The 7345-nt window shown below is 60.8% G+C and carries 6 protein-coding genes; 4 read left to right on the forward strand and 2 right to left on the reverse strand.

The genetic code is table 11. The annotated features are described in order from the left end of the window. Nucleotide 1: 1 nt before the first annotated feature. Entirely contained in the window at nucleotides 2-2611 is a 2610-nt protein-coding gene (acnB, locus tag KVQ74_RS25505; RefSeq protein WP_217834137.1) for a bifunctional aconitate hydratase 2/2-methylisocitrate dehydratase, read from the reverse strand. Nucleotides 2612-3078: 467 nt separating this feature from the next. Here acnB and KVQ74_RS25510 point away from each other — a divergent pair, with 467 nt between their 5' ends. Then, entirely contained in the window at nucleotides 3079-3549 is a 471-nt protein-coding gene (locus tag KVQ74_RS25510) for a DUF1289 domain-containing protein (protein WP_217834131.1), read from the forward strand. 60 nt (nucleotides 3550-3609) lie between these two features. On the opposite strand, the gene KVQ74_RS25515 is transcribed toward KVQ74_RS25510, so the two are convergent. After that, nucleotides 3610-4473, reverse strand: coding sequence for a universal stress protein (locus KVQ74_RS25515; protein ID WP_217834132.1), 864 nt, complete (start codon nucleotides 4471-4473; stop codon nucleotides 3610-3612). A 160-nt stretch (nucleotides 4474-4633) separates the two neighbouring features. On the opposite strand from KVQ74_RS25515, the gene miaE reads away from it, so the two are divergent. The 3 genes from miaE to KVQ74_RS25530 all read left to right on the forward strand — a co-directional run. Beyond that, nucleotides 4634-5242, forward strand: a complete 609-nt coding sequence (gene miaE / locus KVQ74_RS25520; protein ID WP_217834133.1) for a tRNA-(ms[2]io[6]A)-hydroxylase — start codon at nucleotides 4634-4636, stop codon at nucleotides 5240-5242. A gap of 147 nt (nucleotides 5243-5389) precedes the next feature. Further along, on the forward strand, nucleotides 5390-6097 hold the full coding sequence (locus KVQ74_RS25525; RefSeq protein WP_217834134.1) for a winged helix-turn-helix domain-containing protein: 708 nt from the start codon (nucleotides 5390-5392) through the stop codon (nucleotides 6095-6097). Next, the coding region (locus KVQ74_RS25530; protein WP_217834135.1) for an ATP-binding protein at nucleotides 6098-7345 on the forward strand (1248 nt) is incomplete at its 3' end. It abuts the gene before it with no gap.

The following is a 7345-nucleotide window of genomic DNA, read 5'->3' on the forward strand; positions in this document are numbered from 1 at the left end:
GTTACGCTTGAATGACCGGGATCTTGGCATTCGCAGCCGCTTCACGGAACTCGGCGATCTGGTCGAAGGACAGGTAGCGGTAGACATCGGCCGCCATGCTGTCGATCTTGCCAGCGTATTCCATGTACTCCTCGACGGTCGGCAGGCGACCCAGGATCGAAGCAACCGACGCCAGCTCGGCCGAGGCCAGGTAGACGTTCGCGCCGTCACCCAGACGGTTCGGGAAGTTACGGGTCGACGTCGATACCACGGTGCTGTTCGGCTCAACGCGTGCCTGGTTACCCATGCACAGCGAGCAGCCTGGCATTTCCATGCGTGCGCCGGCCTTGCCGTAGATGCCGTAGTAGCCTTCTTCGGTCAGTTGGTGAGCGTCCATCTTGGTCGGCGGCGACAGCCACAGACGGGTTGGCAGCTGACCCTTGACCTGATCCAGCAGTTTACCGGCAGCGCGGAAGTGACCGATGTTGGTCATGCACGAACCGATGAACACTTCGTTGATCTTCTCGCCAGCAACGCTGGACAGCAGACGGGCGTCGTCCGGATCGTTTGGCGCGCAGAGCACAGGCTCTTTGATGTCGGCCAGATCGATTTCGATGACTTCGGCGTATTCCGCGTCTTTGTCGGCTTCCATCAGTTCCGGGTTGGCCAGCCAGGCTTCCATCGCCTGGGCACGACGTTCCATGGTACGAGCATCGCCGTAGCCTTCGCCGATCATCCAGCGCAGCAGGGTGATGTTCGACTGCAGGTACTCGGCGATAGCCTTTTCCGGCAGCTTGATGGTGCAACCGGCAGCGGAACGCTCGGCGGAGGCGTCGGACAGTTCGAACGCTTGTTCAACGGTCAGCTCGTCCAGGCCTTCGATTTCCAGGATGCGGCCGGAGAAGGCGTTTTTCTTGCCTTTCTTCTCGACGGTCAGCAGGCCTTTCTGGATGGCGTAGTAAGGGATCGCATGAACCAGGTCACGCAGGGTGATGCCAGGTTGCAGTTTGCCCTTGAAGCGAACCAGGATCGATTCCGGCATGTCCAGCGGCATGACGCCGGTGGCAGCGGCGAACGCGACCAGACCGGAACCGGCCGGGAACGAGATGCCCATCGGGAAGCGGGTGTGCGAGTCACCACCGGTGCCCACGGTGTCCGGCAGCAGCATGCGGTTCAACCACGAGTGGATGATGCCGTCGCCCGGACGCAGCGAAACGCCGCCACGGGTCATGATGAAGTCAGGCAGGGTGTGGTGGGTGGTCACGTCGATCGGCTTCGGATAAGCCGCGGTGTGGCAGAAGGACTGCATCACCAGATCAGCGGAGAAGCCCAGGCACGCCAGGTCTTTCAGTTCGTCACGGGTCATTGGACCGGTGGTGTCCTGAGAGCCGACGGTGGTCATCTTCGGTTCGCAGTAAGTGCCAGGACGAACGCCCTTGCCAACTGGCAGGCCGCAAGCCTTGCCGACCATTTTCTGCGCCAGGGTGTAGCCCTTGCCGGTGTCGACAGGTGCTTCCGGCAGTTTGAACAGGTCGGTTGGGCCCAGTCCCAGTTCGGCACGCGCCTTCTCGGTCAGGCCACGGCCGACGATCAGCGGGATACGGCCGCCGGCACGAACTTCGTCCAGCAGAACCGGGGTTTTCAGTTCGAAGTGAGTGATGACTTCGTCGGTGCCATGCTTGCAGACTTTGCCAGCATGCGGGTAAACGTCGATGACGTCGCCCATGTTCATGTTGGTGACGTCGAACTCGATCGGCAGTGCGCCGGCATCTTCCATGGTGTTGTAGAAGATCGGAGCGATTTTCGAGCCGAAGCAGAAACCACCGGCGCGCTTGTTCGGCACGTAAGGGATGTCGTCGCCGAAGAACCACAGTACCGAGTTGGTAGCCGATTTACGGGAAGAACCGGTACCGACCACGTCACCGACGTAGGCAACCGGGAAACCCTTGGCCTTGACTTCTTCGATCTGCTTGAGCGGGCCGATGGCGCCTTGTTGCTCAGGCACGATGCCGTCACGGGCCATTTTCAGCATGGCCAGGGCGTGCAGCGGGATGTCAGGGCGCGACCAGGCGTCCGGGGCAGGGGACAGGTCGTCGGTGTTGGTTTCGCCGGTGACCTTGAACACGGTCAGGCTGTACTTGTCGGCGATGGCTGGCTTGTTGGTGAACCACTCGCCGGCGGCCCAGGATTCCAGCACGGCCTTGGCGTGGGCATTGCCCGCCTTGGCTTTCTCGGCAACGTCGTGGAAGGCATCGAACATCAGCAGGGTGTGCTTCAGTTGTTCGGCGGCAACGGCGGCCAGTTCGGCGTCGTCCAGCAGTTCAACCAGAGTGGCGATGTTGTAGCCGCCCTGCATGGTGCCCAGCAGTTCGACGGCGCGTTTCTTGTCGAGCAGTGGGGATTTGGCTTCGCCCTTGGCGATGGCGGACAGGAAACCGGCCTTGACGTAGGCCGCTTCGTCCACGCCTGGTGGAATGCGATTGGTGATCAGGTCAACGAGGAAGTTTTCTTCGCCAGCCGGAGGATTCTTCAGCAGCTCGACCAGGCCTGCAGTTTGTTCGGCGTTAAGCGGCTGGGGAACGATACCCAGTGCTGCACGCTCTTCGATATGTTTGCGGTAGGCTTCAAGCACAGTTATTACCCTCATCAGTGGTCCCAAATGGGTGTCCGGGACGCTCATCCCGAAATGCTCGTACTCATGCGCTGCGTGGCGTTGTGGGCCACTTAGCCAGAATTACCGACCATTCCTTACAGAAGCTGCTTTCAAAGTTTTACGCCTGCAGAACGGGGAGCTGATGAGGGTTGGCGTTGGGCTTTTCCCCGCTGGAAAAACCCTTCGCCAACACCGCTCTGAAGGAACGACTGTGCTCGTGACGCTTTGAAAACAGCTTCTAACGGACATTGGCGCCTAAAAAGGCTGGCTGATTCTACGGCAAAAAAAATTTAAAGGTAAGTCGGCTTCTATTGGACTTTGGTGGCGGGGGTGACGGGCGGGGCAAAGTCCGGTCGGGCGCCAGACCCTGATGTTTGAGGGGTGATGTCTGTCCGGTAAAGGACTACCATGCCGACCTGTTCCGCGTTTCAGTGTTAACCCGATTTATGCCCAATCAGACCATCAAGACCCCCTGCGTCGGCCTCTGCTCCACTGTTTACGGTGACCTGGTGTGCCGTGGCTGCAAGCGTTTCCACCATGAAGTGATTCACTGGAACGGTTACGACGAAGAGCAGAAGACCGCCGTCTGGTTGCGTCTGGAGCAATTGCTGTCACAAGTGATGGCGAGCAAGGTCGAGGTGTTTGATCGCGGGCTGCTGCGCCAGCAACTGGAACAGCGCAAGATCCGCTTCGTGCCGCATCAGTCGGAATATTGCTGGGCCTACCAGCTGATCGCCCGGGGCGCGCGGGTGATCATTAATCTGGAAGCCTACGGGATGGTGCTGATGCCGGAGTTTCGTGACTGGAACCTGCCGGAGCTGCGCGACGCCATTGATCGGGAATTCTTCCTGCTGTCGGAAGCGCATTATCAGCGCTACATCGCGCCCGGTTTCCTCAAGGATGCCCTGGGCGGCTGAAGCCCTGGCACTTCGCGGGCTGGCCCGCGAAGACGGACTTTCAAACAAACGCCCAAAAACTCAGTGTTTCACCGCCAGTTCCACCAGATGATCCTCGACCTCCTGCGGCTTGAGCACCAGCACATCGCTTTCCAGCGCATCCAGCACCACTTCGGCGGTGTTGCCGATCAGCGCCCCTGACAGTCCGGTACGCGCCACGGTGCCGATCACGGTCACCGCCGCTTCGAGCTTGTGCGCCATGAACGGAATCAGCACGTCCGCCGGGCCTTCCTCGATGTGCAGATGTGCATCGTCGATATCGAATTCGGCCTGGAACGCCCGGCATTGCTCGCGATAACGTGCCTCGATGGTTTCCTTGAGCTGGAAGGTCGGGTCGGCGGCCGAGAGCATCGGCGACGGATGAGCGGCGATCACATGCAGGTGCCCCTTGGCCAGGCTGGCGATGTCAAAACCGTGGTCGATGATGGTGGTGTGCAGGTGGCGGTGCTCGCCATCGGCATTGCCCACGTCGACGGCGGCCAGGATCACTTTGTCTTTCCAGGAACCGGCGGTTTTCACCAGCAGCACCGGGGTCGGGCAGTGGCGCAGGAGTTTCCAGTCGGCCGGGGTCAGCAGGGCCTTTTTCAGCGAACTGTCGGGGTAATGCTGCTTGATCACCAGCCCGCAACCTTCGGCCTGCTGCACGTCGATGATGGTTTCGTGCAGGCTTTCGTTCCATGCCTGTTCGGTGGTGACGCTGTAGCCGTCCGCCAGCAGCGCAGCCTTGAGCACGCTGAGCATGCCGGCATGGTCGTGCTTCTTGTCGCACACCAACAGGTGCAGATGGGCCTGGGTCACCCCGGCGATCAGCTTGGCGCGCTTGAGCGCCAGGCTTTCCGCGTGTTCAGGGTCGATGACTACCAGAATGCTGCGAATGGCTTGCATGAGCGGAGTCTCCAGCAATGAAAAGGCACGGCGTTGCACAACTATAGTTCCTGCCGCCGCGCCCGCGACTTGATGCATATCAACGCTGGCGGCTGGTGGTCTGCGGACAGCCCGGTATAATCGGCGCCTTTCGCTCGAACCCCTTTAAACCGTGAGTCCCATGATCCTTCCCGAAATTCACGAATTCCTTGGCTGTCGCACCCCCGATGCCTGGGTTCAGGCCGCGCTGGCCGATCAGGAAACCCTGCTGATCGACCACAAGAACTGCGAGTTCAAGGCCGCCAGCACGGCGTTGAGCCTGATCGCCAAGTACCATTCCCATGTCGATCTGATCAACATGATGTCGCGCCTGGCCCGGGAAGAACTGGTGCATCACGAACAGGTCATGCGCCTGATGAAGCGACGCAAGATCGAACTGCGCCAGCTCCACGCCGGTCGCTACGCCTCGGGCCTGCGCAAGGTCGTGCGCAGCCATGAACCGGTGAAACTGGTGGATACCCTGGTGGTCGGCGCCTTCATCGAAGCGCGCAGTTGCGAGCGGTTCGAAGCATTGGTGCCGCATTTGGACGAAGAACTCGGCAAGTTCTACTTCGGCCTGCTGAAAAGCGAGGCGCGGCATTTTCAGGGGTATCTGAAACTGGCCTACCAGTACGGTGACGCCAAGGACATCGCTCAGGTGATCGAGAAAGTCCGCGCCGCCGAGCAGGAACTGATCGAGTCGCCGGACGAGGAGTTCCGCTTCCACAGCGGTGTGCCGGTCGCGGCTTGAGATACAAACTGTTAAAAACTCTTAAGAGTATGAAACATCACGGAAAACCGGCCCCAGCGGCCGGTTTTTGCTGCCCGCGACAAACGCCCCAGTCGTGAATGCCGCCATAATGTCGCCCACTTGAGATTAGGGTCGCAGACGGTCGTTATGGATAACCTGGGTTTTGGCAAAGTCCTGCTGGTGGAAGACGATGAGCGCCTCGCCGCGTTGATCGCACATTTCCTCGAACAACACGGCTACGAGGTGCGCACGGTGCATCGCGGCGATCTGGCCGTGGCCGCTTTTCTTGAGTTTCGGCCCAAAGTGGTGGTGCTTGATCTGATGCTGCCGGGGCAGAGCGGGCTGCATGTGTGCCGCGAGATTCGCAGCGTGTCGGACACGCCGATTGTCATTCTCACCGCCAAGGAAGATGACCTCGATCACATTCTGGGGCTGGAGTCCGGCGCCGACGATTACGTGATCAAACCGATCAAGCCGCCAGTGCTGCTCGCCCGCCTGCGGGCGCTGCAACGGCGCCAGGTGCCGGACAGCGGCGTGGTCAGCGCGCTGGAGTTCGGTCACTTGAGCATCGATCGCAGTTGCCGGGAAGTACGCCTGGCCGGGGAAAACATCGAGCTGACGACCATGGAGTTCGAATTGCTGTGGTTGCTGGCCAGTGCCGCCGGGCAGACCCTTTCCCGCGATGACATTCTCAACCGCATGCGCGGCATCGCGTTCGACGGTCTCAATCGCAGTGTCGACGTGTACATCAGCAAATTGCGCAACAAACTCAAGGACAACCCTCGTGAGCCGGTATGCATCAAGACCGTGTGGGGCAAGGGTTACCTGTTCAATCCGTTTGCGTGGGAGTTGTAGATGCTGCGGTTATTTCTCGGGCTGTTTCTGGTCATGACCCTGGGGCTGGTCGTCGCGCTGCAGACCGTCGAGCGCACGTTCGACGCGCTGCTCGACTACCAGATGCAGGACTATAACCGCGAAGCCGTGCGTGGTCAGGCCTGGACGCTGACCGAGCAGTTGCGCGGGCTGGACGGTGCGGGGCGGGAACAACGCCTGCAGGCGATCCGTCCGCACTACGGCCTGGGCCTGACCCTGGTTCAGGCCGATCAACTGGCGCTGAACGAAGAGGAACAGGCCGAACTGGACCGTGGTCTGCTGGTGATCCGCGACAAGTACACCCAGTACATCGCTTCGATCGACGGCGGCCCGCAACTGCTCAGCATCAAACTGCCGGCGGAGCCGAGCCTGATGCCGTTCTACATTGCCGGGGCCTACCTGATGATCGCGGTGATGATCGGCATCGTCCTGTTCTTCTGGGTGCGCCCGCACTGGCGGGATCTGGAAAAACTGCGCCTGGCCGCCGAGCGTTTCGGTGACAACGACCTGTCGGTGCGCATTCAACTGTCCAAGCGCTCGAACATTCGCGATCTGGCTGAACACTTCAACCTGATGGCGGCGCGCATCGAGGGTCTGATCGCCAATCAGCGCGAGCTGACCAACGCGGTGTCCCATGAGCTGCGCACGCCGATTGCGCGGCTGTCGTTCGAGCTCGATCAGCTCAAGCAGCAGCCGGACGCCAGTCAGAATCGCGAACTGATCGCCGATATGTATGCCGACCTCGGTGAGCTGGAGGAAATGGTCTCTGAGTTGCTGACCTACGCCAGTCTCGAGCGCGGGGCGACGGTGATTACCCGCGAGAATATTCAGGCGGCCAATTGGCTCGACAGTGTGGTCGGCAGCGTGGCGCTGGAGGCGGAGGCTGCCGGGGTGCAGTTGTCGATCGGCGAATGTGGGGTCGACGAGGTAAGGATCGAGCCGCGGTTCATGGCGCGGGCGGTGATCAATTTGCTGCGCAATGCGATTCGTTATGCCGAGCAGCGGGTCGAGGTGTCGCTGGTGCGTGTCGGGGATCTGTACGAGGTGCAGGTCAACGATGACGGGCCGGGGGTGCCGGTGGAGGGGCGGGAGAAGATTTTTCAGCCGTTTTCGCGGCTGGATGCGAGTCGGGACCGGCGCACCGGTGGGTTCGGGCTGGGGTTGGCGCTGGTGCGGCGGGTTTCGCAGTCGCATGGGGGGCAGGTGGAGGTGGGGGATTCGGTCTGGGGT

The sequence above is a fragment of the Pseudomonas botevensis genome (assembly GCF_019145475.1).
Taxonomy (GTDB): domain Bacteria; phylum Pseudomonadota; class Gammaproteobacteria; order Pseudomonadales; family Pseudomonadaceae; genus Aquipseudomonas; species Aquipseudomonas botevensis.